The sequence below is a fragment of the methanotrophic endosymbiont of Bathymodiolus puteoserpentis (Logatchev) genome (genome assembly GCF_900128525.1).
In the GTDB taxonomy this organism is placed as follows: domain Bacteria; phylum Pseudomonadota; class Gammaproteobacteria; order Methylococcales; family Methylomonadaceae; genus Methyloprofundus.
Genome location: NZ_FQTQ01000049.1, coordinates 1 through 25,087, shown reverse-complemented (window position 1 = coordinate 25,087; position 25,087 = coordinate 1). Strand labels below are relative to the sequence as shown.

At 38.9% G+C, this 25,087-nt stretch carries 22 protein-coding genes and 1 pseudogene; 17 read left to right on the top strand and 6 right to left on the bottom strand.

The genetic code is table 11. From position 1 onward, the window contains the following. Positions 1-105: 105 nt before the first annotated feature. Both BQ7314_RS03075 and BQ7314_RS03070 read right to left on the bottom strand, forming a co-directional pair. Positions 106-879 carry an exodeoxyribonuclease III gene (locus tag BQ7314_RS03075; protein WP_174482256.1) on the bottom strand — a complete coding sequence of 258 codons (774 nt, stop codon included), beginning with the start codon at positions 877-879 and terminating at the stop codon, positions 106-108. 60 nt (positions 880-939) lie between these two features. Next, a complete protein-coding gene (locus BQ7314_RS03070; RefSeq protein ID WP_174482244.1) occupies positions 940-2,571 on the bottom strand; it encodes a VCBS domain-containing protein in 1,632 nt (543 codons plus the stop codon). Between the two features lie 332 nt (positions 2,572-2,903). Here BQ7314_RS03070 and rpmE point away from each other — a divergent pair, with 332 nt between their 5' ends. The 13 genes and pseudogenes from rpmE (at position 2,904) to BQ7314_RS15975 (ending at position 14,732) form a co-directional block, all read left to right on the top strand. Further along, positions 2,904-3,104 (top strand): 50S ribosomal protein L31, encoded by a 201-nt coding sequence (gene rpmE, locus BQ7314_RS03065; protein ID WP_174482243.1) that lies wholly within the window; start codon positions 2,904-2,906, stop codon positions 3,102-3,104. A 42-nt stretch (positions 3,105-3,146) separates the two neighbouring features. Continuing rightward, complete coding sequence (locus BQ7314_RS03060; protein ID WP_174482242.1) at positions 3,147-4,451, top strand: citrate synthase; 1,305 nt, start codon at positions 3,147-3,149, stop codon at positions 4,449-4,451. Between the two features lie 187 nt (positions 4,452-4,638). Beyond that, a complete protein-coding gene (locus BQ7314_RS03055; RefSeq protein ID WP_174482241.1) occupies positions 4,639-5,391 on the top strand; it encodes a DUF5765 domain-containing protein in 753 nt (250 codons plus the stop codon). Positions 5,392-5,521: 130 nt separating this feature from the next. Next, the gene (locus tag BQ7314_RS03050; RefSeq protein ID WP_174482240.1) at positions 5,522-6,274 is read left to right on the top strand and encodes a DUF5765 domain-containing protein; all 753 of its coding nucleotides are present in this window, start codon (positions 5,522-5,524) and stop codon (positions 6,272-6,274) included. 304 nt (positions 6,275-6,578) lie between these two features. After that, positions 6,579-7,358 (top strand): DUF3450 domain-containing protein, encoded by a 780-nt coding sequence (locus BQ7314_RS03045; protein ID WP_174482239.1) that lies wholly within the window; start codon positions 6,579-6,581, stop codon positions 7,356-7,358. Continuing rightward, positions 7,355-8,683 carry a MotA/TolQ/ExbB proton channel family protein gene (locus BQ7314_RS03040; protein WP_174482238.1) on the top strand — a complete coding sequence of 443 codons (1,329 nt, stop codon included), beginning with the start codon at positions 7,355-7,357 and terminating at the stop codon, positions 8,681-8,683. Before BQ7314_RS03045 ends, BQ7314_RS03040 begins: the two co-directional genes overlap by 4 nt. Then, on the top strand, positions 8,683-9,207 hold the full coding sequence (locus tag BQ7314_RS03035; RefSeq protein WP_174482237.1) for a MotA/TolQ/ExbB proton channel family protein: 525 nt from the start codon (positions 8,683-8,685) through the stop codon (positions 9,205-9,207). The genes BQ7314_RS03040 and BQ7314_RS03035 overlap by 1 nt, the downstream gene beginning before the upstream one ends. 16 nt (positions 9,208-9,223) lie before the next feature. Next, on the top strand, positions 9,224-9,637 hold the full coding sequence (locus BQ7314_RS03030; RefSeq protein ID WP_174482236.1) for an ExbD/TolR family protein: 414 nt from the start codon (positions 9,224-9,226) through the stop codon (positions 9,635-9,637). Further along, the gene (locus tag BQ7314_RS03025) at positions 9,634-10,269 is read left to right on the top strand and encodes an energy transducer TonB (RefSeq protein ID WP_174482235.1); all 636 of its coding nucleotides are present in this window, start codon (positions 9,634-9,636) and stop codon (positions 10,267-10,269) included. Before BQ7314_RS03030 ends, BQ7314_RS03025 begins: the two co-directional genes overlap by 4 nt. Next, on the top strand, positions 10,266-11,495 hold the full coding sequence (locus BQ7314_RS03020) for a tetratricopeptide repeat protein (RefSeq protein WP_174482234.1): 1,230 nt from the start codon (positions 10,266-10,268) through the stop codon (positions 11,493-11,495). The genes BQ7314_RS03025 and BQ7314_RS03020 overlap by 4 nt, the downstream gene beginning before the upstream one ends. Positions 11,496-11,812: 317 nt before the next feature. Then, the gene (locus BQ7314_RS03015; protein WP_174482233.1) at positions 11,813-12,385 is read left to right on the top strand and encodes a hypothetical protein; all 573 of its coding nucleotides are present in this window, start codon (positions 11,813-11,815) and stop codon (positions 12,383-12,385) included. Continuing rightward, positions 12,364-14,121 (top strand): GAF domain-containing protein, encoded by a 1,758-nt coding sequence (locus BQ7314_RS03010; protein WP_174482232.1) that lies wholly within the window; start codon positions 12,364-12,366, stop codon positions 14,119-14,121. Before BQ7314_RS03015 ends, BQ7314_RS03010 begins: the two co-directional genes overlap by 22 nt. A 69-nt stretch (positions 14,122-14,190) precedes the next feature. Beyond that, positions 14,191-14,732, top strand: a pseudogene (locus BQ7314_RS15975) (HD-GYP domain-containing protein). A 121-nt stretch (positions 14,733-14,853) separates the two neighbouring features. Here BQ7314_RS15975 and BQ7314_RS02995 read toward each other — a convergent pair. After that, positions 14,854-16,719 (bottom strand): hypothetical protein, encoded by a 1,866-nt coding sequence (locus BQ7314_RS02995; protein ID WP_174482229.1) that lies wholly within the window; start codon positions 16,717-16,719, stop codon positions 14,854-14,856. Beyond that, complete coding sequence (locus tag BQ7314_RS02990; protein WP_174482228.1) at positions 16,706-17,143, bottom strand: putative lipoprotein; 438 nt, start codon at positions 17,141-17,143, stop codon at positions 16,706-16,708. The genes BQ7314_RS02995 and BQ7314_RS02990 overlap by 14 nt, the downstream gene beginning before the upstream one ends. Before the next feature lie 355 nt (positions 17,144-17,498). Here BQ7314_RS02990 and hemL point away from each other — a divergent pair, with 355 nt between their 5' ends. After that, positions 17,499-18,779: a glutamate-1-semialdehyde 2,1-aminomutase gene (gene hemL, locus BQ7314_RS02985; protein ID WP_174482227.1), complete on the top strand. Its 1,281-nt coding sequence runs from the start codon at positions 17,499-17,501 to the stop codon at positions 18,777-18,779. A gap of 38 nt (positions 18,780-18,817) precedes the next feature. Further along, positions 18,818-20,674 (top strand): RelA/SpoT family protein, encoded by a 1,857-nt coding sequence (locus tag BQ7314_RS02980; protein ID WP_174482226.1) that lies wholly within the window; start codon positions 18,818-18,820, stop codon positions 20,672-20,674. Positions 20,675-20,785: 111 nt separating this feature from the next. On the opposite strand, the gene BQ7314_RS02975 is transcribed toward BQ7314_RS02980, so the two are convergent. Further along, positions 20,786-21,310, bottom strand: coding sequence for a hypothetical protein (locus BQ7314_RS02975; RefSeq protein WP_174482225.1), 525 nt, complete (start codon positions 21,308-21,310; stop codon positions 20,786-20,788). A 99-nt stretch (positions 21,311-21,409) separates the two neighbouring features. Beyond that, positions 21,410-22,933, bottom strand: coding sequence for a threonine ammonia-lyase, biosynthetic (gene ilvA / locus BQ7314_RS02970; protein WP_174482224.1), 1,524 nt, complete (start codon positions 22,931-22,933; stop codon positions 21,410-21,412). Between the two features lie 334 nt (positions 22,934-23,267). Between ilvA and BQ7314_RS02965 the strand changes: the two genes are divergently transcribed. Continuing rightward, a complete protein-coding gene (locus tag BQ7314_RS02965; RefSeq protein WP_174482223.1) occupies positions 23,268-24,029 on the top strand; it encodes a glycosyltransferase family 2 protein in 762 nt (253 codons plus the stop codon). Beyond that, on the top strand, positions 24,029-24,964 hold the full coding sequence (locus BQ7314_RS02960; RefSeq protein ID WP_174482222.1) for a glycosyltransferase family 9 protein: 936 nt from the start codon (positions 24,029-24,031) through the stop codon (positions 24,962-24,964). The genes BQ7314_RS02965 and BQ7314_RS02960 overlap by 1 nt, the downstream gene beginning before the upstream one ends. Positions 24,965-25,087 lie beyond the last annotated feature (123 nt).

The window sequence follows — 25,087 nt, the reverse complement described above, 5'->3', positions numbered from 1 at the left end:
CCCGCTAATGCCATGCCCCTACTCTAAAGGCGGGCTGAAGCCACGCCCTACTACATTTATAAGCCACCACTAAAGCACCAGCCTTATTTTATGCGCACCCCTTAATTACAAAGCATAATCATAATCCACAATCAAAGGCGCATGATCAGAAAAGCGTTCATCTTTATAAATAGAAGTACGTAAAACTTTATCTTTAAGCTGCTCACTAATTACATGATAGTCAATCCGCCAACCAACATTTTTAGCCCAAGCCTGACCACGATTTGACCACCAAGTGTACTGTTCGGGCTCTTGATTGACCAACCTAAAAGCATCATACCAGGGCTCCTGCTCAAATAATTGCGTCATCCAAGCGCGTTCCTCAGGTAAAAAACCCGAATTTTTCTGGTTCGCTTTCCAATTTTTTAAATCTATTTCTTTATGCGCTATATTCCAATCCCCACAGATAATATAGTCACGCCCATCGTTAATACGCGCCTGCAAATACCGCAAAAGACGATCCATCACATCGTATTTAAAGACCTGCCGCTCTTCTTTAGAGGTGCCAGAAGGGAGATATAAAGAGATAACGCTCAGATTGCCGATTTGTACTTCCAGGTAGCGACCTTCGCTGTCAATATCATCAAATCCCATGCCTTCAATCACTTTATCAGGCTTATGCTTAGTGTAAATAGCAACCCCGCTGTAGCCTTTTTTCTGTGCACTATGATAATAGCAATAATAGCCTTCTGGATGAAATACATCTGCGGTCAGCTGATCTGGTTGTGCTTTAGTTTCTTGAATACAAACAAAATCTGCGTTTTGCTTGGCGAGCCAAGAGAAAAAACCTTTACGTTCTGCGGCACGTATGCCATTGGTGTTGACGGTAATGATACGCATAAGAAAAATAGAAAATGCGCTCAAGTTGCTTAACTTGAGCACAAGTGGCAAAAAGAGAGATTACTGGATTAGCGTTGCTTGAACAACCTCTAACCAAGCGGCTGTATTAGCAGTTGCGACATGGTACTGTAAAATAACCGAATAAGCATCACCCGTATCACTCACCGTCACCCGGGGGAAAACAACTTGTTGATTACTAGGGTTATAAGTTGCCTGAAATGCATCGGCAATCGCATCCGCACCTAATGCCGCAATATCCGCAACGGAAAAGAGCAAAGGTTGCCCCGCTACGCTAGACCTTAATTCTAAATTAGCACTAAAAAGCTGCTCGCCTATGCGTATTTTGGGTATTTTCAATGTCCGACCAGCAGTACTCAGCGCAGAAGATGATTTTTGTGCTTCTGCTGATAACAAAGGGTTTCTTCCTGTACTTGTTACTTTTATAGTGTACTGGTCATCACTATTAGGTGCAACGACAATATATTCTTCTGTGGTTGTATATGTTTTTGCTTTACCAGGAATAGTGCTAAATGTACCATCACCATTATCTTTAATGGTTGGCGCCTCCGACCCTAATGCTGAACGACCTGCTTTATTCAGCACCACATCACCCACACCACAATCACCCACTCCATCACCTTTTAAAGGCGATGAAATCGCAATAAGATAATCTTGGGGCTTAAGAGGATTACCAGCATTATCTAGAACAGGCGTACCATCTGCATTATTCGGGTTGACTGGTAAGCCCACTTCGACAGTATTTAAACTACCAAAACATGGATCCACAACACCAATAAGAGCGCCATCAAAGAAACCTTTCCTATAAGCCAAATACATATGGTTAGATATTCCAGCCCCTGAGCTTATTATTGTATTCCCTGACAAATCCTCAGTAGTTCCAGTCTCATCAAGCCAACGACTAAATTGATAAACCCTTTCTTCCATAGCCGTAGTCAACAGGCTACTATCAAAAATATATAAAACCCAACTTTTTTGCCCAAAACAGCTACTGCCTTGCGGACAAACTTCAAAAATCAATGATTCATTGCCATTGCTCGGTATTTTATACCAATCTTTATCACTCGATTTGTATAAGTGGCCTTTAATATTTAGCGCAGAATTTAGTGGTGTCGCCTGTGCAGACCGGTTATTAAATTCTATATCAACATTATCAAAAGGAGAATTTTCTGGTTGCTTAAATATAGTATTACCACTACCGTCAACTGGATTACCAATAATCCTCACATTTAAAGCCGAAGAAACGCTATTACCAAGCTTATCAGAATAGCTATAAGTAAACCGGTCGCTAACAAGCTCTCTCGCTTTTAAAGCAATAACCTCAGGAGAGTTACTATCAAGTGCATAAGAAAAGCTACCATCATTATTAAAAATAATATAGCCATACTTACCTACAACGGAGCTAGTCAATGTTGCAAAATCCCCATTACTATCGTTATCTAAAACGTTTCCTGTGACTTCAGGCTCTTTATTTGCAACGATGGTCGCAAAATCTTCTTTTGCAATAAGAGGGGCCGGTGTTTCTTTTACATCAGGTGAAGTCGGTGTCTCTATTACTGCAGGCGACGCATTTCCATTATTACCTCGACCAAGATCAAACAACTTCGAAAAGGCTGGGGGTGAGAGCAGAAAAAGAAGAACACTGTATGCCACAATATTTCTTTTAGGTACCATAGAAAGATCCTTAATTAAGTAGAGATGCTAATGTTTTGATATTAGTTTATTTTTACATATAGTCAAGGATCTGACGACAAGTAATGATGGTTATTAACTTAAACTTAGAACAACTTAACAAATCTCAGAAATTAAATTAAACAGCACCTCACTATTCGTAAATAAATACCTGCATTACAGTCACTAATTTTTCAAAAATTGGGAATAACTCGTTTAATACGTGTTACTATTCAGATAAAAGCATTCATCTCTTGCAGATACTTTATTAAAGAAGTATTATACTCTGTTCAAAATTGTATATTAGTCGAATTTTAGACGTATTAAAGGTCATTATGAAACCAGAAATCCACCCAGAATATAAACAAATCACTGTTACTTGCGGTTGTGGTAACGAGTTTTTAACAGGCTCAGTATTAGGTAAAGATTTACATATTGAGATATGTTCTGCTTGCCACCCATTCTATACGGGAAAACAACGCGTAGTTGATACTGCTGGTCGTGTAGATAAATTCCGTAAGCGTTATAGCAAATAAGCTATATTCTTTGTTGCACAATCAAGCATCAGGAAATAATCAATGACACAAGACACATTCACCATAAAAGATAACTCCACAGGCAAGGAAGCTGATTTTCCTTTACTTAGGGGAACTATTGGTACGCCTGTTGTTGATGTAAGCACGCTAAATAAGAAAATGGGCCTATTTACATTTGATCCCGGCTTTATGTCAACAGCGAGTTGCAAAAGTGCAATTACCTACATTGACGGCGAGCAAGGTGTCTTATTGTATAGGGGCTACCCTATAGACCAATTAGCTGAAAGCTGTTCCTTTCTTGAAGTCGCCTATTTATTAATGAATGGCGAGTTAGGAAACAAAACTGAACAAGCAGAATTTGAACACGAAATTGGGCAGCACGCGATGCTTCATGAAGCAATGCGTAACTTTATTGATGGTTTCCATTATGATGCCCACCCAATGGCTATGATGGTTGGAATTGTTGGCTCTTTATCTGCTTTTTATCATAGTGAATTAAATATGGACGATCCTGAGCATCGTCGTATATCAGCAATGCGCATGCTGGCAAAAATGCCAGTTATTGCTGCTGCTTGTCACCGTCACTCGATTGGTTTTCCTTTTGTTTATCCGCGTGCCGACCTGAGTTATTGCGAAAACTTCCTTAATATGATGTTTTCCCTGCCCTCACAGAAGTATATTGACAAAGATAACTATATTAGCCCCATTGCTGTTAAGGCATTGAACCTTTTATTTATCTTACATGCAGATCACGAACAAAATGCTAGCACCTCTACTGTGCGCTTAGCGAGTAGCACAGGCGCTAACCCTTATGCCTGCATTGCGGCAGGCATTGGCGCTCTCTGGGGGCCGGCTCATGGCGGTGCTAACGAAGCTGTATTAAGCATGCTAGAAGAAATCGGTTCAGTCGATCGGATTCCTGAGTACATAGCAAAAGCTAAAGATAAAAGCGACCCTTTCCGTTTAATGGGTTTCGGACATCGCGTTTATAAAAACTTTGATCCTCGAGCCACCATTATTCGCAAAGCGTGTTATGAAGTTCTTGAACAACTGCCGGGCAATGATCCACTATTTGAACTTGCCTTAGCTCTGGAAGAGTACGCATTAAAAGATGAGTACTTTGTCGAGAAAAAACTCTACCCGAATGTCGATTTCTATTCAGGCATTATTTATAAAGCCTTAAATATTCCGGTTGATATGTTTACAGTAATGTTTACCATTGCCCGTACATCTGGGTGGGTATCTCACTGGCTAGAAATGATGGCAGAACCCGGACAGCGAATTGGCCGGCCAAGGCAAGTTTATACTGGCAAAGAATTTCGTAATTTTGAGCCGCAAAAAGAATAACTCTTATCCTTAAAAAAAGCAGCTTATAGCTGCTTTTTTTATGCCTACCCTTTCTTAAGCACTCCTTACCCAAGAAAACCCCAATGCTCTAAAATAGCACAACAATATAAGTTTTGACTCGATAGAATAAGGTATAATTAATAAGTTTTACAAAAAAATAATAATATTTTACGAGGGGTCTTTAGATATGTGTTGGAGTGGGGAAGCGTCTGGGGTTTTAGCTACTGTTGGACTGGCAACAGCAACTTATGTTGCACTAAAAGGGGAGTCTAAGGAATTATGGATTCCATTAACCTATTTTGCATTAATGGAACTGTTACAAGCAGCGACTTATGTCTACATTGACGACTGTAGTTCCCCGCAAAATCAGATACTGACACTATTTGGCTATCTTCATATAGCCTTTCAGCCGTTCTTTGTCAATATGGTGGCAATGTATTTTATCCCCGAGAGCGTCAAACTAAAAATAAGAACCACAGTTTATACTTTATGCGCCGTTGCCGCTTTAGCAATGATTGTAAAAATGTTCCCTTTCGCATGGGCAGGTTTATGTAATATTGGTCAAGAAGGTTTCTGTGGCGAGCAAATTTGCTCCGTTTCAGGCGCATGGCATATTGCTTGGCAAATGCCACTAAATGGCATTATGTCCGCACCTGTTTCCTGGCTACCTGGATTTGAATGGGGCTTACATGGATTTGTCTATATTTTAATAGCATTTTATTTACCCCTTATTTATGGGTCATGGCGCTTTGTTGGCTTTCATTACTTAATCGGCCCTATGATTGCCGATTTAACAACTGATGATCCTAATGAATTTTCAGCGGTTTGGTGCTTATTTTCTATTGCTTTATGCGTTTCAGTTATTAAATCACCCATCAGAAAATATTTACATGTAAAAAAATGGCCTTACTATCAACGTACAGTCGGTGATGCTTTATAGCTTACGTAAGCATAGTACAAAGCTATTAGGTAAAACTTAATAGTTCTCTAAAGGGCTGAGCAAGTCAAAGCAATCGTTTGACAGTACTCAGCCTTTCGCTTTTAAAGAAATAATTTATTTGAGGTTTGGTATGTGTTGGAGTGGAGAAGCATCCGCAGTTTTAGCAACAATTGGACTAGGAACAGCTGTCTATGTTGCCTCTAAAAGAGAGTCCAAAGAACTTTGGATTCCATTAACTTTTTTTGCGTTAATGGAATTATTACAAGCTGCCACTTATGTTTATATTGATGAATGTAACTCGCCCACCAACCAGGTACTGACGCTCTTTGGTTATCTACACATTGCATTTCAACCCTTTTTCATTAATATGGTGGCAATGTACTTTATCCCTGAAAGCGTTAAGTTAAAAATCAGGACGACAGTATATACTTTGTGTGCAGTTGCTGCATTGGCAATGATTGTTAAAATGATGCCATTTGCATGGGCCGGACTGTGCGTTATTGGTACCGAAGCAGTTTGTGGCACACAAATATGCTCAACTTCTGGCGCATGGCATATTGCATGGCAGATACCGTTAAATGACATTATGTCACCGCCGGTCTCATGGCTACCAGGATTTGAAGGTGGCTTACATGGCTTTGTTTATCTTTGGATCGGCTTTTACATGCCATTCCTTTATGGCTCATATCGCTTTGTTCTGTTCCATCTTCTGGTTGGCCCAATACTTTCAGATGCATTAACAGACGACCCAAATGAGTTTGCAGCCGTTTGGTGTTTATTTTCGATTGCCTTATGCGTATCAATTATTAAATCACCTATAAGACAGTATTTACATGTTAAAAAATGGCCTTTTTATCAACGCACTATTGGTGATTCCTTATAATTATAGGCTTATACATTAAGGCGGAACATTGCGACAGGCTACGCAATGCGTACCTTTCGGTTTAAAGGTGTGCGAGCATACCCTTCATAGCTATTTCCGACTTAAGACCGCTTGCTTTTAAAGCATACTGGCCTTATAGTTTCATAGCTTATTTTGGAACTATTGTACTCGTACAAAACCTGGGCAGCATATTTCACAAAAACACACTGCTCAGGTTCTATTTATATGTCAAATGGCCTATTGCGCTTTATTCTCAATATGCTAAAGTTTCAAGAATTTTCTTTATCAGCGGCCCTCCTCGTCTATGCTTTTTTTATCTCGTAAGCTTCAACTGATTATCCTCTCCACGGCATTAAGCCTGTGTACACTATTTGCTAATGCCAACCCTCTTTCGCAAGCCATAAATACAGAAGCTGCAATGCACACTAGTGCAGTTAAATCTCAGTCTAAAATTAATACCTTAGATGACCGTACGCGTAAAATGTTAGAGCAGTATCGATCAATCACACACAAAACAAAAACCTTACTTACTTACAATGCGTATTTAAAAGACTTACTCGATTCTCAGGAGGCAGAAAAAGCCTCTTTAGAACAACAGCTGCAAGAAATTGAAATTACGCAGCGAGAAATTGTGCCACTGATTTTAAATATGCAAACTAGCCTGGAACAATTTGTCCAACTTGATTTACCCTTTTTACCCAAAGAACGTCAACAACGTATTGCCAGCTTAAAAAGCATGATGACCCGCGCGGACGTAACTAATGCAGAAAAGTTCCGTCGCCTTATTGAAGCTTATCAAATCGAAAATAATTACGGCAATACCATAGAAGCTTACCGCGCCAATATTGAATTAAATGGTGTTATTAGCTCAGTAGACTTCTTACGTCTTGGTCGTATTGCTTTGTATTATCAGCGCCTTGATGCAAGTGAGACTGGTTTTTGGAATAAAACTGAAAAACGCTGGGAACCTTTAGCCAATAAATATCGCAATGCAATACGCTACGGCTTGCGCATTGCACGCAAAGAAGCAGCACCCGACCTATTAACATTACCTGTTTCTGCAGCATCGGAGGCAGTGCAATGAGATTAGCTCTTTATTTTTTCTTGCTTTTTTTACAATCAAACAATACTTGGGCAGAATATCAAAACCTAGATCAGCTCTTACGCGATGTAAAACAAAGCCAATCGATTGAACGCAAAATTAATCGTGCACGTGAAGCCCAGTTTCTTGCCGAGAAAAAAACGCAACAACAGCTATTAGATGCCGCTAAAGCCCAATTAAGCAAACAAGAAAAGCTCAGCATACAATTAAAAGCTCACTTACAAAGCAATGAAGAGTTGCTCAGTAAGCTAGAAACACAACTTAAAGAAAGCAGTGGTGAATTAGGTGAGTTATTCGGTGTTGCTCGCCAAGCTGCAGGTGATTTAAACGTAGATTTATTAAGCTCACTGGTTTCCGCTCAGTATCCAAATCGTACTGAAAAACTAGATAGCATCATCAATAGCAAAGCTCTACCCACGATAGAGCAGTTAGAATCCTTATGGTTTACATTGCAGCATGAAATGACTGAAACTGGTAAAGTTGTTCGTTTTAAACGTACTATTGAGTCTGCAAATGGTAACCGCGAAGAAGCAGAAGTGATTCGGATCGGTGCATTCAACGCATTAGCGCAAGGCAAGTATTTACGTTACTCACCAGAAACAGAAATGCTAGTGACCTTAGCACGCCAACCCGCAAGCAAATACCTTGATTTTGTCATCCCCTTTAGTCAAGCTACTTCAGGTCAAATGCCTATCGCTATCGACCCAACTCGCGGTGTCTTACTTAGTATGCTTATTCAAACCCCTAATACGCAAGAACGCATTGATCAAGGTGGTGTTATCGGCTATATTATTTTGGTTTTAGGTGGGTTAGGCTTTACCTATGCATTAATACGCTTAATTATTTTGATGCTGACTGAGAGTAAAATACAAAAACAAATCAACAATCCTACGGCAAGCAATGACAACCCACTAGGGCGCATTTTAAGTGCCACCGAACAAAGCTCCACACAAGATATAGAGACCCTTGAACTAGTACTTGATGAAGCGATTACCCGAGAAGTTCCTGCGCTAGAAAAAGGCTTATCGCTAATAAAACTTTTGGCTGCTGTCGCACCTTTATTAGGTTTATTAGGCACAGTAACCGGGATGATTGCAACTTTCCAGTCGATTAGCTTATTTGGTACAGGCGATCCAAAATTAATGGCAAGTGGTATCTCCCAAGCCCTAGTTACCACCATGCTAGGTTTGAGTGTCGCTATGCCATTATTATTTATACATAACTTGCTCGCTTCGCGTAGCCGTACTTTAGTACAAATTTTAGACGAGCAAAGTGCTGGTATCATGAGCCGTCGCGCAGGTAAATAATGTCTGAACAACTAGAATTCCTGGAAGACATTAACAATTTCCTGTATTCGGGCGGTGATGTATTATGGCTGATTTTAGCTGTGGCAATTATTTTATGGTGCTTAATTATTGAACGTCTGCTATTTTTTAAGCAACTGTACCCGAAAATACGCGCTCAATGTATTGCAAGCTGGAATCAACGTGAAGACAAAAGCTCAGCACATGCCCTGTTTATTCGTAAAGCTTTAATTTCTGAGGTCCTTATTCGAATGCACAAAGGCGTTCCCCTGATAAAAGTGCTGATTGCTTTATGTCCGATGCTTGGTTTATTAGGGACTGTTGTCGGTATGATTCACGTATTTGATGTTATGTCAGTCACAGGTAATGGCAATGCTCGTGCCATGGCATCAGGCATTTCTAAAGCCACTATTACCACGATGGCAGGCATGGTTATTGCCATATCTGGACTGTATTTCAGTAAGCTTATCGAAGAGCGTGTCAGTGATGAATCGCATCATCTGGCTGATTTATTAAAATATCATTAATTACCTGATACTCATTATGCGCCGTAGAAGTAGCCGTTCCTCCGTTGATCAAAGTGCTGATATCGATATGACACCGATGTTAGATATCGTCTTTATCATGCTAATTTTCTTTATTGTCACAACCTCATTCGTTAAAGAGTCAGGGATAGACGTTAACCGCCCTAGCGCAAAAACGGCAGAGACTAAAGAGCAAGGCAATATTATTGTCGGCATTAAACCCAACGGCGATATCTGGATTGATAAACGTCAAGTTGATATCCGCGCGGTTCGTGCTAATGTTGCCCGCTTACATGCAGAAAACCCTTTAGGTTCTGTTGTTATTGCTGCTGATAGAGAGGCTAAAACCTACGTCTTAGTTCAAGTTATGGATCAAATTCGTTTAGCGGGTATTATGAATGCCTCTATCGCTACACAATCGGAATCACAGTGATTCGTATTGCCTTCTCTTTGCTTTCAGGAGTTATTATTGCGCTTGCACTGTTTTGGGGTATGCAATATATGGTGATGAATAATCAGCAAAGCTTCAAGAAAACCGATAATGTGCACATGACTGAATTTGTCCGCTTAAAACAAGACTCACAAATTCAAACCAAAGAAAGGCGAATACCCAACCCGCCTAAACCTAAAAAACGCCCTGCACCACCAAAGATGCAGGCTTATACCGCCCAAGTGTCTAAAGTGACTGCACTAGATATGGATGTACCAAACCTAGATATTCCCTTGCAAAACAGTAATTTTAGCGGCTCGATACTCAGCGGTCAGAATATAAAAATGGGTGCCGGAGCTATTAGTACGAGTGTGATCCCTCTAGTAAGAATCCCACCAGAATACCCCATGCGAGCAGCAAACCGACGCATCCAGGGCTGGGTAAAAATTGAATTTACGATTACGACAGAAGGAACGGTGAAAGATGCTGTGGTTATTGATGCAAAACCAAGTTCGGTCTTTAATCGAGCTGCATTAAAAGCCATTAAACGCTGGAAATTTAAACCGCTTATTATCGCGGGTGAAGCACAAGAGCAACGTGCGGTACAAACTTTAGAATTTAAGCTGTCCCGATGAGAAACTATATTCATCAAGGCCTAAAGGTCGTGCTTATCATCCTAGGATTACTTACTGTCATACCGGCACAAGCGGCAGACGAAAAAGTCCCACCCATTTCTCCGTGGCTATACAAGCAATTAACTAAAGCCGAAAAGCTAATTAGCAGCCAAGCTTATCCACAAGCACGCAAAAAACTAGAAAAAATAATTCCCGAATTAAAAAATAAAAGCTATGAGCAAGCACTGGCTTTACGTAGTTTGGCCTCTGTTTATGCGTTGGAAAATAATTATATACGGGCAGCTAAATTATTAGAGCAATGCCTTGCTACACAAACTTTACCTGAGCAACAGCAACAGCAAGCCTTACTTAATTTGGGGCAGCTTTACATAGCTAGTGAACAATATCAAAAAGCCATTAAGGTCTTACAGCCCTGGGTACAAAAAAACCCTAAAAGTGTAGATCAACAAATTTTGGTGTTACTGGCTAATGCTTATACGCAATTAAAACAATATCGTACAGCTTTACCTTATATAGAACAAGCCATTAAGCTATCAAAAAAACCACGTGAAAGCTGGTTTCAATTAAATCTTGCTTTGCACTATGAATTAGGAAATTACTCTGCTGCAGCCCGTATTTTAAAAAAGCTAGTCGCTAATTATCCAGATAAAAAAGCTTATTGGCTACAACTCGCAACTGTTTACCAACAATTAAGTCAATTTAAGCAAGCACTTATTATTCAAGACCTCGCTTACAAAAAAGGCTACCTTCAAACTGAAACGCAAATTTTACAGCTGTTTAATTTATATATATACAATAAACAGCCCTATCAAGCAGCAAACTTATTAAGCAAAGAACTGGACAGTCAACGGGTCAAAAAAAGCTCAGCTCATTGGGAACTGTTAGCGAATGCATGGACTAATGCAAGAGAATATAAACAAGCGATTACAGCGCTCGAAAAAGCTTCTGCCTTAAATAAAAAAGGTAGGCTATATTTACAGCTAGCCCGTATTCATGTTGAGCAAGAGCATTGGCATAATGCAATTAAAGCAATCAATAAAGCCCTAAGCAAAGGAGAGTTAAAGAATCCTGGTGAAGCTTATATTTTATTAGGCATGAGTCTTTATGAAACAAAGCAATTGTCTGCAGCTAAAAGCGCATTTCAAAAAGCTAGAAAATACAAAAAAACGAGAAAATCTGCTACCCAGTGGTTAAATTATATGGAAAATAGCAATACTCAGGCATAAACTCGCTTGATTACGCGCGCTCTCTCCTACTTAGTGCAGTTGACTTAAGCCTTCTCTTACTGGAGAGGGTTGGAGAAAACGAATAAAATCATGCGCTTACAACCTCCTCACCCAACCTTCTCCCGCAGGAGAAAGCTTTTAGACTTGTGTCGCTACCTTAGCAATCAGAATTTAATAATATCCCAAAGCACTACCAGTCCTTTGGGGGCTGGCAGTGCTTCATAACCTAAAGTTTCGAAACTTATTGAATGTGCACTCCTTAGCAACACAAAAGACAGCTCTAAGCGCAGCAAATCTTTTTTCAAGAAATTTGACTTATGCCAGCAAAAAAGCACAACTCATACTCACTACACTTCACCATTAGCTCATTATTTATTAGCCTTACGTTAATATTTGGTGCAGCACTCAGCTGGCAACACTACAGCAAAACATCAGAACTTCTTATTGCCGGTGGTGATCTAGTTTTCGAACAAATCAATCGAGAGCTTACTTTCAATTTTGGCGGCTTACTTAAATCAGCCAACCAAAGCATTAGCCTATTAGCGCTATCTCCGATTACTCAAGCAAACTCTTTAGATGAACGACTAAAATCACTACCTTTATTCAGCACGGCATTACACAATGAAGATAAATTATCGGCTATTCAAATTGCTTACCCAAATGGCGATTACTTTATTCTACGCCCGATTAATTCTGACCTTCTACGCCAGACCTTTAATACACCTCAAGACGCAGCTTTTGTGGTGGATAATATCAGTACCAATGCACACGGCCAGCGCAACTTAGTCAGAATTTTCTATACTAGCCAGTTGTTAGAGCTGAGCCGAGACCCAGCGGTTGAAACAAGCTATGATCCACGTATTCGACCGTGTGGTATACACAAGCACTAGAAGAGCCTGCTGCCAGCTCTACTGCCCCGTATTTATTTTATTTTATTCGCCAAGTCGGTACAACGCTAACACTGCAAGCACCCACTAAAGGTATTGTTATTGCTGCAGATGTAACACTAGGCCAACTATCTAACACCCTTAGACAAAATACAATCACACCCAATACCAAAATTGTTGTTTTCGAGAAAAATGGCGATGCACTGGTTTATGGCGATATTAATCGCCTTATTATTGAAACAACAGAGAACAACTTTAAAATAGCTAAACTCGATGAGCTAGGCAGTGATGTGCTTGCCTTTTTGAGTAAAGATTTGCAACTTGTCTCGCAACCGCTTAATTTTATGTTCGATCAGCAAAAGTGGCTCGGAGCGATACGCGAGATGAACATACCAGAAGGGCTTAACCTTTTTGTCTTAATGGTTTCCCCAGAAGATGAATTATTAAGTACAGCGATCAAAATCCGCGATCAATCAATACTTCTAGCAGCCATTATTATCTTAATCGCCATCCCGATTATTTGGCTATTTGCTCGACAAATATCCAATCCTATTCGCTATTTAGCAGGCGAAGCCAGTCTCATTAGCCGTTTTGATTTCAGTAGCCCCATTACAACTCGCTCCGTTATTACTGAAGTAGAAGAGCTTGCTGTCGCGATGACAATGATGAAAAGCACCATCAGCCAATTTCTCTCGCTTATTCACTCACTTGCTGGCGAACAAAACTTAGATGATTTATTACAGAGTACAACGCAACAAACCACCCAAATTAGCCAAGCTGATGCCGCTTTAACTTATCTTTATGACGATCAGAAACACTGCTTAAAACCTAGTTTTATGCACATGGGCACACTGGATGTTAAAAATCTTAACGACCTTCCAGAAATTCCTTTCAGCGAAGACAATGAGCTGGCACAAGCCTTAAAGAAAAAAGAAAGCAGTCAAATAGAGCTGTCAGCAGACCAGCCCAACCCATTAAACCCTTTGCTCGATAAACTAGAGACTGATGCCGTTAAAATCATAGCTCTACCACTACGTAATAGAGATGAAGAAACTATTGGCTTATTATGTCTACTTTACAAAAAGCAGAGTAATAACCAGAACAATGAAGAGCATTTAGCTTTCGTACAGCAACTATCAGACTTTGCCGCAGTTTCTTTAGAAAGCCGGCAATTGCTGATGATGCAAAAAGCCTTGCTCGCTTCATTTATTAAGCTAATTGCCGGTGCCATTGACTCTAAATCACCTTATACCGGTGGTCACTGTGCTAGAGTCCCTGAAATTACCAAATTAATCGCTCAAGCTGCCTGCAATAGCACGACAGGGCCTTATAAAGAATTTGAGCTTGATGCAGATCAGTGGGAATCACTGCATATCGCAAGTTGGTTGCACGATTGTGGAAAAGTGACTACACCAGAATATGTGGTCGATAAATCCACTAAATTAGAAACTATCTATGACCGGATTCATGAGATTAGAATGTGCGTTGAAGTACTAAAAAGAGATGCGGAAATTGACTATTGGCAGCAAATATCTAAAGGAGCTGACCCTGATTCTCTACGTATTAATTTAGAATCTAAATTACAACAGTTAGATGATGATTTCGCCTTTATTGCTGAATGTAATGAAGGTGGAGAATTCATGGCTCCAGAAAAAATTCAACACCTTACAGAGATTGCCGAATACACCTGGGAGAGAACTTTAGATGATCGCCTCGGTGTATCTTGGGAAGAGAGCTAACGTCAGCAAAAAACAGCAGCGAAAACACTCCCTGTACAAGAAAAATTATTAGCTGACAAAGCCGAACATATTATTGAACGTGAGGCAGGCGATAAAATTCCACAGGACAACCCTTGGGGATTCAAGCTTGATGTGCCTGAGTACAAATATAATCGCGGTGAACTGTATAATTTAAGCATTGAAAAAGGCACGCTGACTAAAGAAGAGCGCTTCAAAATCAATGACCATATTGTACAAACGATTATCATGCTGGAAAATCTACCTTACCCTAAGCATTTAGCGGATGTGCCTCTAGTGGCTGGCAGCCATCATGAAAAAATGGATGGCACAGGCTATCCAAAACGCTTAACTACCGCAGATATGCACGCATAATGGCTATCGCTGATATTTTTGAAGCGTTAACGGCTTCTGACCGCCCCTATAAAAAATCCAAACCACTTAGTGCAGCACTTCGCATTATGAGCCACATGGCAAAAGATCAGCATATCGATCCTGAGTTATTTCACTTATTTCTAAGCAGTGGTTGTTACTTAGAATACGCACAGAAGTTCCTTGATCCTGAACAAATTGATAACGTTGATATTAGTGAGTTTGATATAAGTCATTCGTAAAATTAGCGTATGAAATCGCGGCTATAAGCCCCTCCCACAAATATTTCTCATAATGACAGAACCTAAAACCTGATCCAGATACTACTATTTATACTTTTATATCTACGTGTACCATCAACGTCTAATCAGCACTCACTGGAAAGGCTAGGTGCTTATAAGTTCCTTTACGGATATTAAAAAAAGCTAATTCAGGCAAACTCATTAAGATACCCATAGCACTTTTTTTTAAGTTTTCTCCCGCATCAAATGGCCAAATAAAACTGCCATAAATTCCCATGCTAGCCGCGGTAATTAAATTTAACGTACCGAATAGCGGGCGTGACCAGACTTGTTCATTAGTAAAAAGCAGAAAGGGCGCATCGAGTTTATTAAATTTATAATCTTGAGCGCTCAGGGTGTTAAATTCCCGTAGGTAAACGCGTAGATTATTTTCTTGGGCATACATTTTCTCTAATTGTTGCTCTCGAAAAGAGGCCAATATTTGCTGGCTGTGTTGCTCTGCTATATTGGCAAAGGATAAATAGGGAATAAAAGCCGTAGGGTCTGTATTTATACCGTTTAGTAAGTTAACTAACGGCACTGCATTGACTTGAGCGTTCTGGATGGCTGAAAAAATTTCAGTGACGCAGTTGTGCGTAAATAAATCATACGGATAAAGTGTTTGTATTTGCTGAGTAAGATTAGCCTGATAATTTATTATTCTAGTTTTTGCTGTTTCTACTTCTTGAGCGTTTAATTTTGGCAGTAGGTATATGGGCAAAGATGCTGATTTTGAGGGTAATCTTTGTTCGCCGGAGGTTCTGATTTCTTGCCGCTTATTTAATCCACGTTCACGCTCATAGTAGTAATTACTCAATCGTTCAAAATGGCTGTAATCTTTTTCAGTAATAGCTTGTTGGCTAAAAAGTTGCTGTTTTATTTCAGTAATTGAGCTTAAAGCATCTTGCTGCTGGGCTTTAAAAGCGGCTTTATAGGCGCCTACTTCAGCATAAGTAATACTCGGGCTGTTGTCTGCATAAGTATCTAAGAACACCCAGTGACCGGAATTAATCGAATAAGAAAGGCTGATAATTCGTGCATATAATATCAATGCAGCATTGCCTGAATCAGGCCGTTTTGAGTTTAGTAGACTAAACAAGTTATCGATTAAATTAGCCTGTAATTGCGCTAATTTCTCAATTTCTACATCAGATAGTGAAAATAGTTGATGTTTAGGAGAAAAATAGCTGGATTTGTTTAATGGGCTGTTATTTTCTAGAATTTGTAGGAACAATAGTTGGCTAACGGTATCAATATATTGCTGAGCAAATGAATAAGGCACCGATATAAAGGTGTTTTTGCTTAAATGTAAGGCGCTTTCAAGCCAAGGCTGCGGTTTAATTTTAGCTAATTTTTGTTGCAGTTGAATGGTTTTTTGCGTTAAAAATGTACTTCCTAGTCTAGACTTTATCTGTGCATTAATTTCTTGGTTATTAAACAAATCTGTTTTTGTGGTATAAGCATTTTGGCTAAATAACCCCGCGCCACGAATAGCCAATAACGTGCTGAAATCAGTCGATTTTGGCTCTAATAGAGCTAGATTTAACTGGACTTCTTTAAGTAAGCTATTTTGCTGTTTTTGCAGTAAAAAACGCAGATTAAAGTGATCACGTAACTGGGCGTATTGTTTAGGCTCAAGCTCTATGTTGGTTTGATAAAGGGTTCTATTTTCTAAATATCGATATTGGAAGTCAAAACTTGAGCTAGCCTGCTTAACCAAGCGAATGATACCGCCAGGAAAGTGCTGAAAATGGTACGTTTCCTTGCCGAAACGGAGTGCTGTATGACCACCGCTAGCGGTGCCTTCACTGGCGTTAATATAAATATAATTTACCGCTTGGGCATAAAGGTTTTGCGCACAATATAAATTAAGAAGTAGATATAAAAGGGATGGAACAATCAGGGGCGAACGAAAGTCCGCCCGACAGCTGCCCTTACTGCTGATCATAACCTTTTTGGATGATTAGCATTCTGCTTTCCTTAGAGTCTGCTAAACTCTTCTTATAAGTTTCGTAAACACTCCCAGTTAATTTGGCTTTTTTCAATGCACGACCAATACCGATTAGGGTATTTTCATCATCTTCCCAGTTGCTAATGCCCGCTTCGATAGCAATTTCAGAGATCCCTTGAGCATAAGCTGCACGTTCAAACCCTGCTGTTGAGAGATAAGCCGTGGTATAGTCCATAATTTGAATTTGGTAGTCTTTATCTGCATCTTTAGATGACGATGAAGGACTACTAATGATTGAGCTAACAGAATCAGATAGGCTCTTTGAACTATCCGAAAGACTGCCCGAACTAGCGGAAAAAGAGCAGCCTTGTGCCAGGCCAGCCACTACAAAGATAGGGAGTAAGTAAAATTTAATTTGCATAATAAGACCTTAGTTATGGTATTTTGTTCTGCAATATAACGAACTAAAATAATAATAGATACTTTATATTTTTTTGAATACAAAGAGTAATATTTTTTGGCATCTTTCATATATGCTACAAGTAGTTTACACTTTTAGTACTTATTTAATAGGTTAAGTGGGAGTGGCTTTAGCTACGGTAGCTCATACGACTATCGCGGCTAAAGCCACGCCCACTTAACGTGTAAACTGAAAAATGAAAGATGCCGATTTTTTTTGCTAATAAATCGAATGACCTGGTATTTAGCGGCTACGCTATGTCCAGCTTTAAGCTTACGCTAGTTTGCGTAAGCCTATTTTTAAACTAGAGGTATATATGACTAAATCCGCTATTTTATTTGCAGATGCCAAAACTGTTATTCCCGGAGGCGTGAACTCTCCAGTACGGTCTTTTGGTGGCGTAGGTGGAACGCCTGTTTATATTGATCGAGCAAAGGGGGCCTATCTATATGATACTGAAGATAAGCAATATATAGATTATGTTGGCTCATGGGGGCCTATGATTGTTGGTCATGCACATCCAGATGTATTGCATGCGGTCAATGAAACAGCAGCAAAAGGTTTAAGTTTTGGCGCGCCAACCGAACTGGAAACTTTGATGGCGAAAAAAATATGTAAATTAGTACCCTCTATCGAGCAAATACGTATGGTCAGTTCAGGAACTGAGGCAACCATGAGTGCTATTCGCTTGGCACGAGGTCATACCAAGCGAGATAAAATAATAAAATTTGAAGGTTGTTATCACGGTCATTCTGATTCATTATTGGTTAAAGCGGGGTCAGGGGCTTTAACCCTTGGCACTCCAAGCTCTCCAGGAGTGACTGCTGCAGTAGCTAAAGATACGATCACTTTGACTTATAACGATAGTGATGCCGTCAAACAAGCCTTTTCTGAGCTTGGCGAGCAAGTTGCAGCGATTATTGTCGAGCCTGTCGCAGGCAATATGAACTGCATTTTACCCGCCCCAGGTTTTTTAGAAACATTGCGCACTGTGTGTGATCAATATGGTGCATTATTGATTTTTGATGAGGTCATGACTGGCTTTCGCGTGGATAAACACTGTGCGCAAGGGCTATATAATATTAAGCCGGATTTAACGACTTTAGGTAAAGTTATTGGTGGTGGGATGCCGGTTGGTGCTTTTGGTGGTGCGCATGAAATCATGAGTTCTTTGGCACCCGTAGGCCCTGTTTATCAAGCAGGCACTTTATCTGGGAATCCTGTCGCGATGGCAGCAGGTTACAAAACTTTAGAGTTGTTATCAGCATCAAAATTTCACGAGCAATTAAGCGCTAAAACTCGCACTCTAGCGGAAGGTATACAAGCTAAAGCAATTGCCGCAAATATTGGTATGTCAATTAATGTCGTAGGTGGCATGTTTGGCCTATTTTTCACTCAAGAAGATCATATTAGTACCTTTGAGCAGGTTATGCGCTGTGACCAAGAACTATTTAAACAGTTTTTTCATGGCATGTTAAACGAAGGTATCTATTTTGCGCCATCTGCCTTTGAAGCCGGCTTTGTTTCAGGGGCGCATAGTGACGCCAATATTACTGCTACTATTGATGCGGCTGAGCGCGTTCTAAATCAACTATAAGCAAATAGAGGGTGGGTTTATAGCCCACCTTTATCCGTATGCCTAGCTATTTACCTGTAAAACAAGATATTTTTACGCGTTTCTCAGCAACTGAAAATGTGTTAATTCATCAGGCAATTGCCTTAGTCGATCACTTGCCTGATACCGAAACTCAACGACCGCATGGCCTTGATGTTGCATTAAACTTATTGCCACTTAATGTTGATTTAGAAACGATATTAGCAGCAATTTTAAGTGATTGGCGCTTGGTTGATTATGCCATTCAAGAAGAATTCGGTAGCACTGTTGCAAGTTTAGTGGCCAATGTTAAAGAACTTAATCGGCTGAATATTTATTCTAAAAATATTGCCACTAAAACGTCTCAAGTTGAGATACTGAGGCGCATGTTATTGTCTACCGCTGATGATATTCGTGCGATTTTAATCAAGCTTGCCTATCGTTTAGCGCGCTTAAAAAAACTCCCTCAAGAAACTGAAGAAATGCGCCATTTTATTGCGCAAGAAACTTTAGACCTCTATTCACCTATTGCTAACCGCCTCGGAATTGGACAATTAAAATGGGCCTTGGAAGATTATGCATTTCGCTATTTGGAGCCAAGTCATTACCTTTCTGTTGCTAAAGCCTTAGAAAATAAGCGTATCAATAGAGAAGCTTGCATTAATGGGTTTATTTTACTATTACAAGAACGACTAAAATCCTCTGGTATTAAAGCAGATATAAAAGGTCGGCCTAAACATATTTATAGCATTTGGCAAAAAATGCAGCGTAAACAGCTACCTATAAATGAGCTATATGATCTATTAGCAGTACGTGTCATCGTTAATGAAACAACACAATGTTATGAAGTTTTGGGGCTAGTACATCAGCACTGGAAAAGCATTCCTAAAGAGTTTGATGACTATATTGCCAACCCTAAAAATAACGGTTACCAATCTTTACATACCGTTATTTTAACAGAGGATGCAAATCGCATAGAAGTACAAATACGTACTAAAGACATGCATGATTTTGCAGAACTAGGTGTCGCTGCGCATTGGCGCTATAAAGAAGGTAGTAATCAAGATATTGCAACAGAAAAAAGCATCGCTGCACTGCGCCGACTACTAGAGGAAACAGAAAACGACAGCTTACTAACAAATTTTCGTACTGAACTATTTTGTGATCGTGTCTATATATTAACGCCAGCAGGAGAATTAATTGACCTAGTAAAGGGCGCGACACCCTTAGATTTTGCTTACGCGATTCATACTGATATAGGACACCGATGTCGCGGTGCTAAGGTGAATGGGCGTATTGTTCCCTTAACCTATCGTTTGCAAACCGGCGAACAAGTTGAGGTTTTAACAAACCATGATATCGCGCCTAACCCTAATTGGATAGATCCGAATTTAGCTTATTTAAAGACTCCCAGCGCTATTCAAAAAGTTAAAACGTGGATTAGCCAACAAAATAAAGACAAGCATAATTTACTTGGCCAGAAAACATTAGAAAAAGAAGTGAAGCGCTTAGGCTTAAATAAATCTTATTTAAGCTGCTTATTGAAACAGTTTAACTTAACAAATATAGATAAGCTATTTGTTGCTTTAGGCCGTAAAGAAATTACTAGCAAGCAATTAAGTCAGGCGCTGCAAGCCCTTAAAGAGCATCCTAAAAAAGTACCTGCTAAGAAAAAGTCTTCGACTAAAACACATTCAATAGAAATTACCGTTGCTGGATACGATAATATTTTGACTCATTTCGCACGCTGCTGTAACCCAAAGCAAGGCGATGATGTTATCGGCTTTATCACGCATGGACACGGTATCGCGATTCATAAACTCGATTGTTCACATATTTGTGAGCTTAGTGAAGAGCAGAAAAAGCAATTAGTTACCGTTACCTTAAAGGAATCATAGCGCCAATAATTCTTAGGCTTAACCCTGCTTACAAATTTAAATATGTAAGCATTTGAAATATACAAATATTATGAAGAGTATCGGGGTTAATCACTATTTTCGCAGGCTAAGCTAAAAACAAGAGGCATAATCCAGCATAATATCCTGACAGGCGAAAAAAATACGCGGGTAATCATCGCGGATCACTAATTTTAACGCATACTCAAAAAACACGGCAAAAGTCATAAATCGTGCGCCGGCAGCACTAAATCGTGATTTTGTATTAAAGGAATTACGCCATACGCAAAGCGTCCAAAAAATAGCGGGGGTTAACAGAATAAAATGAACTTCATCCCAACTGGATACAGTGAAATTACCTTGCATTGCGAGCCTATCAGTAAAGTATAAACTGACATTAAGCAGAATGAAAAATGGCCAGAAAACGACCCATAATTTTAGCGAACCAAGCCAAGAGTAAAGTAAGTACCTATAGAATGAAAGCCCCTTCAACGCTATACATTCCTGCTCTTTGACGGGCTCTATAATCGGCATCGTTAAATAGACAACAATGTAAACCAGCAAAGCGATTAATAGTAAATCTAGCGGTGTTCCTAATTGTATATAAGCAAAAAAGATCGGTAGTGAATGGATAAACATATTGCTTTACTCCCAAGTATTTTGATCGTTATTGGTGGCGTAATCATCAGCCAGCCTTTCCTCTAGCTCACTTTAGCCTATTTAACAACGCCCAATGGTTTAACCCTGCCCACCACTAAATAATTGATACGCTGGATTATTAGTTTCTTCTGTATAACGAAAACCTAAAGCTTCGAAACATAACTGCAAGGCTATTTTTTGAGGTGCTGCAATCTGTACGCCAATCAATACCCTGCCAAAAGCTGAGCCATGGTTACGATAATGAAATAAGCTAATATTCCACTGACTCCCTAAAGAAGTTAAAAAGCGCAATAAAGCACCCGGACGCTCGGGAAACTGTAAGCTATAAGTAATTTCATTTAACTCACAAGGTGCATGCCCACCAACCATATAGCGAATATGCTCTTTCGCGAGGTCATTGTGCGTCATATCCGTAACAATAAAACCTTGGCCTTCTAATTGACCAATGATATCAACCTTATCATTGATATCACCACTGCTCGTGATGCCAACAAATATTTGTGCGCTACTGTCATCAAAATAACGATAATTAAATTCAGTAATGCTACGCTTGCCTAAAAACTTACAGAAAGCTAAAAAACTACCGGGGCGCTCAGGAATCTTTACCGCCAACAAAATTTCTCTATGCTCACCGACTTGCGCGCGCTCGGCAACATAACGTAAACGATCAAAATTAATATTAGCGCCGCTTTCTATTGCAACTAAAGCTTTATCGCTAATTTTTTCTCGCTCAACATATTTCTTTAATCCTGCAATTGCTAATGCTCCAGCAGGTTCAGGCACAGAGCGTGTATCATCAAAAATATCTTTAATTGCAGCACAAATTTCATCGGTACTGACAGTCATCACTTCATCGACTAAACTTCTCGCCAAACGAAACGGCTCTTTACCAATCTGCCTTACGGCGACACCATCAGCAAACAAACCAACTTGTTTTAGTGTGACCCGTTTACACGCTTTTAATGCTTGTTGTAAGCAATTAGAATCATCTGGCTCAACGCCGATGATTTTAATATCAGGACGTACAAATTTGGCATAAACAGCAATACCTGCAATTAAACCACCACCACCGACAGGAACAAAAATCGCCTCTATAGCATCCGTTTTTTGACGTAAAATTTCCATCGCCACAGTACCTTGTCCAGCAATAACCTCTGGGTCATCATAAGGATGTACAAAGGTCATTTTTTTTTCTTTTGCTAATGTTTTGGCATGAGCATAAGCATCATCAAAAGCATCACCAAATAGAATAACTTTTGCCCCGCGTGCACGGACTGAATTCACTTTAATTTCAGGTGTCGTTTTAGGCATAACAATTAAAGATTTTATGCCTAGTTTTTTAGCCGATAAAGCCACACCTTGCGCATGATTTCCGGCTGATGCCGCAATCACACCATGACTTCTTTCTTGCTCAGTTAAAGAAGCAATTTTGTTATAAGCGCCACGTAATTTAAATGAAAAAACTGGCTGCAAATCTTCGCGCTTCAAAAAAACTTGATTATTAATACGCTCTGATAAGACCAGAGCGAAATCCAAAGGACTTTCTTCAGCAACATCGTAAACTTTAGCGCGTAATATTTTTTCTATGTATTTTAGGGTCATTAGGTAAGATGCTATAATCTATTTATTAGGTATTATCCCATATTCTTTAGGCTTCAAGTTTAATATCATACAGGTCATAGCCAACTATGATCTGTGTCAAACATCAGAGAGTATCCATTAATAATGTGTAACCACACGCCCCTTATGAACAAGAGAGGTAAGCTATTTTTCAACTCGTTTGTTCCTGCATGCTGTTAGTAGAGGCTCTTGATAAAAAACTTCAGAGATGACAATATTTTTATATGCAATTTAGGGAATATGTAAACGGTTACAATAATAAAGCTTAACGCTTGCAAATTTGACACCGTCACTAGCATTAATCAATGATTAAAATATGACTAATACAAAAATAAAGAATATCTCCTGTGTGATAATAGTCAAAAATGCAGAACTAACAATTAAAGACACTTTAGATTCCTTAGCAGATTTCGATGATATTGTTGTCTATAGTAATGGCTGCACTGATAAATCGAATGAAATAGCTAAGAAATACAGCAATGTTAACCTTATTCAGGGGGAGTTTTTAGGTTTCGGAGCAACAAAAAATAAAGCAGCCAATTTATCAAAGCATGATTGGGTTCTTTCACTGGATGCCGATGAGGTGTTATCTGAAGATTTCATAAAAAAACTAAAAAAAATAACGCTAAATACAGATAATATCTACACTATTTTACGCGAGAATTTTTATAAAAATGTTCAAATAAAACATTGCTGGGGAAATGATATTATTACCAGGCTATATAATAAAAATTTGACGGCCTTTACGAATAAAAATGTACACGAAAGTATCATATCAGATGGATTTAATATAATACATTTTAGCGACCCAATAAAACATTACCCCTATTCAACTATTACAGACTTTATTATAAAATTAGATCGCTATTCTACGTTATATGCAAATGATAATGCTGGAAAAAAGAAAAGCTCTCCTTTAAAAGCAATTTTAAATTCAAATTTTGCATTTTTTAAGACATATTTTATAAAAATGGGTTTTTTAGATGGCTATCCTGGCTTGATCATCGCTTTTTCTCATATGGCGACTACTTTTTATAAGCATATGAAGTTATATGAAAAAAATAAAACTGTAAAATAATGAATGTATTAGTAACTCGGCATGACAAAATTGGTGATTTTATTACCGTTTTACCTTTATTAAAAATATTAAAATATAACACTAATAATAGAGTTATCGTTATGGTTTCTAAAATAAACTATGACTTAGCTTGCTCAATAAACTATATAGATGATGTTATTTTATATAGTGATAATTTATATAAAAATATTAGTGAAATTAAGAATAGAAAAATAGATGTTAGTATTTCTTGCTTCATTGATAATAAATTAGGCGTTACTTTATTTTTATCTCATATAAAAACAAGAATTTCACCTGCAACTAAATTAGCTCAATTTTTTTTTAATAAAACAATAAAGCAAAAACGAAGTAAAGTTGAAAAAACTGAGTGGCAGTATAATATCGGGCTATTAAAATTACTTGATCCAGATATAAATTGTTTATTTGATAGACCGTTGCTATTTGTACAGCCAGATAAGGCCGAAATTAAACAAAAAATTATTGCTTTTCATCCTGGTTTTGGCGGCAGTAGTGAAGGGAATTTAAAGCTTGATGATTATTTAAGGCTTGCTAAGTCCATTGCTAAAAAAGAAAATGTAAAAGTGATTTTTACTTTTGGCCCTGATGATGCTGATAGCAAACAATATATAGAAAATAATATTGATTTTACTGCTGAACTAATAGATTCAAAAAGGTCATTAGTAGATTTTTGTAAATTAATCTCTTCTTGTGCTGTCTTTGTTAGTACATCGACTGGACCTATGCACCTTGCTGGTGCTTTAAATATCAAAACATTATCATTTTTTGGGAACACCTTATTTGCTAGCTCAAAAAGATGGGCAACGATTAGTGATAAAGAGAAACAAGCCAATTTTGAAGTACCTAAAAATTACGACGAGACTTTTTACCTTAAAGTAGAAAAACAATTAAATAATATAGTTTCTGAACACAAATAAACCTCAATATACTGATTAGGCAACTCGCTCGCTGAAAATCAGGGAAACGGAGCGATAGCGAAGTGATGATTTTTAGTCCGCAGTAGGCGACAGGGAAATTCGCCAATCCGAAGTGCACTGCGG

Coding starts and splice junctions, on each gene's coding strand:
- ilvA (WP_174482224.1), bottom strand. CDS start 22,933: ATGACCCTAAAATACATAGAAAAAATATTACGCGCTAAAGTTTACGAT.
- rpmE (WP_174482243.1), top strand. CDS start 2,904: ATGAAACCAGAAATCCACCCAGAATATAAACAAATCACTGTTACTTGC.
- BQ7314_RS02980 (WP_174482226.1), top strand. CDS start 18,818: ATGCCTAGCTATTTACCTGTAAAACAAGATATTTTTACGCGTTTCTCA.
- BQ7314_RS02965 (WP_174482223.1), top strand. CDS start 23,268: ATGACTAATACAAAAATAAAGAATATCTCCTGTGTGATAATAGTCAAA.
- BQ7314_RS03060 (WP_174482242.1), top strand. CDS start 3,147: ATGACACAAGACACATTCACCATAAAAGATAACTCCACAGGCAAGGAA.
- BQ7314_RS03015 (WP_174482233.1), top strand. CDS start 11,813: ATGCCAGCAAAAAAGCACAACTCATACTCACTACACTTCACCATTAGC.
- BQ7314_RS02960 (WP_174482222.1), top strand. CDS start 24,029: ATGAATGTATTAGTAACTCGGCATGACAAAATTGGTGATTTTATTACC.
- BQ7314_RS03045 (WP_174482239.1), top strand. CDS start 6,579: ATGCTTTTTTTATCTCGTAAGCTTCAACTGATTATCCTCTCCACGGCA.
- BQ7314_RS02990 (WP_174482228.1), bottom strand. CDS start 17,143: ATGCAAATTAAATTTTACTTACTCCCTATCTTTGTAGTGGCTGGCCTG.
- BQ7314_RS03055 (WP_174482241.1), top strand. CDS start 4,639: ATGTGTTGGAGTGGGGAAGCGTCTGGGGTTTTAGCTACTGTTGGACTG.
- BQ7314_RS03050 (WP_174482240.1), top strand. CDS start 5,522: ATGTGTTGGAGTGGAGAAGCATCCGCAGTTTTAGCAACAATTGGACTA.
- BQ7314_RS03030 (WP_174482236.1), top strand. CDS start 9,224: ATGCGCCGTAGAAGTAGCCGTTCCTCCGTTGATCAAAGTGCTGATATC.
- hemL (WP_174482227.1), top strand. CDS start 17,499: ATGACTAAATCCGCTATTTTATTTGCAGATGCCAAAACTGTTATTCCC.
- BQ7314_RS03035 (WP_174482237.1), top strand. CDS start 8,683: ATGTCTGAACAACTAGAATTCCTGGAAGACATTAACAATTTCCTGTAT.
- BQ7314_RS03040 (WP_174482238.1), top strand. CDS start 7,355: ATGAGATTAGCTCTTTATTTTTTCTTGCTTTTTTTACAATCAAACAAT.
- BQ7314_RS02975 (WP_174482225.1), bottom strand. CDS start 21,310: ATGTTTATCCATTCACTACCGATCTTTTTTGCTTATATACAATTAGGA.
- BQ7314_RS03020 (WP_174482234.1), top strand. CDS start 10,266: ATGAGAAACTATATTCATCAAGGCCTAAAGGTCGTGCTTATCATCCTA.
- BQ7314_RS02995 (WP_174482229.1), bottom strand. CDS start 16,719: ATGATCAGCAGTAAGGGCAGCTGTCGGGCGGACTTTCGTTCGCCCCTG.
- BQ7314_RS03070 (WP_174482244.1), bottom strand. CDS start 2,571: ATGGTACCTAAAAGAAATATTGTGGCATACAGTGTTCTTCTTTTTCTG.
- BQ7314_RS03075 (WP_174482256.1), bottom strand. CDS start 879: ATGCGTATCATTACCGTCAACACCAATGGCATACGTGCCGCAGAACGT.